The organism is Oscillibacter ruminantium GH1 (assembly GCF_000307265.1).
Taxonomy (GTDB): domain Bacteria; phylum Bacillota; class Clostridia; order Oscillospirales; family Oscillospiraceae; genus Oscillibacter; species Oscillibacter ruminantium.
On record NZ_BAGW01000044.1, the window covers coordinates 1 to 1,298 of the forward strand.

General features: G+C 54.4%; 1 protein-coding gene. It reads right to left on the reverse strand.

Going from position 1 to position 1,298, the window contains the following annotated elements:
- Positions 1-1,186: IS256 family transposase (locus ON16_RS00035; protein ID WP_040658433.1), on the reverse strand; the 1,186-nt coding region annotated here is incomplete at its 3' end.
- Positions 1,187-1,298 lie beyond the last annotated feature (112 nt).

The following is a 1,298-nucleotide window of genomic DNA, read 5'->3' on the forward strand; positions in this document are numbered from 1 at the left end:
CGGCAATGGAAGCGTCTTCGGTGGCCGCCTCCAGATGCTTCATGTTCATGTACTTTTTGTTGCCCCATTGTGTACCGGCGACATGTCGCAGGCGTGCACAGACCAGCATGAGCGCCGAGTTTCCGTCAGGGAAGCAGCCCACCACGCGGGTGCGTCTGCGAATCTCACGATTCAGCCGTTCTATCACGTTGTTGGTGCGGATGCGAGTCCAATGTTCAGACGGGAAATCCGCATAGGTCAGCGTTTCTTCCACACCGTCCTCAATCTTTTTGGCGGCTTCTTTGAGCTTCATATCCTTTAACTCCGCAATGACCGTCTTGGCCTTCTCCCTGGCTGCCTTCTTGCTCTCTTGGGCATGGATCGCCTTGAGCATCTTGGCTACCAACTTGACTTTGGACTTGGGTACTACAGAGAAAACATTGCGGTAAAAGTGTACGACGCAACGCTGGTATTTGGCATCCGGGAACACCTCGCCCACAGCCTCCAGCATTCCCATGCACTTGTCGCCCACGATGAGCTTGACACCGTTTAGGCCGCGTCCTCTGAGCCACTGAAAAAAGCTGACCCAGCTCGCCTTGTCCTCTTTCATCCCCTCAGCAGCACCCAAAACTTCACGGTAGCCGTCCTCGTTGACCGCAATCGCCACCAGAATGGCCACATTTTCGTACTCTCCGCCCCAGTTGCGGCGCAGGTAGATGCCGTCCACATAGACGTACGGATAGCATCCGCCCTGTAACGGCCGGTTTCGCCAGTCCTCAATATGGACGTATGCCTTCTTGTTCAGCTCGCTGATGGTGGAGGGGGATACTTTGCTCCCCCAGAGAGCCTCTGTGATGTCCTCCACACGGCGCACGGAGACGCCAGCCAGATACATCTCAATGAGTGCTTCTTCTACGCTGCTTTCCCTGCGGCGATACCGCTCAATGATGGCGGTCTCGAAAGAGATTCCCTTGAGACGGGGCACATTGAGCGTGACGTCGCCGGATGTGGTGGTAAGGTTTCGGCTGTAATGGCCGCTGCGGTAGCCTTGACGCTCCTCGCTGCGCTCGTACTTGGCGGCCTGGGTAAGTTTCTCGGCTTCTGCCTCCAGCAGACCGTTGAGCGTCTCTTCTACACTGCCCCGGACCAATTCCTTGATCTGCCCCTTGATAATTTCCTCGTTAAACTGTACAATTTTCTCGGACATGGTTTGCTGTCTCCTTTCAGAATGGTGTGTCGTGACTTCATTCTACCAGAGATCTGCAAACCGTGCCCCTTTTCATTCTTTTTTCAATTTGCGCAATTTATTCTACCTTATC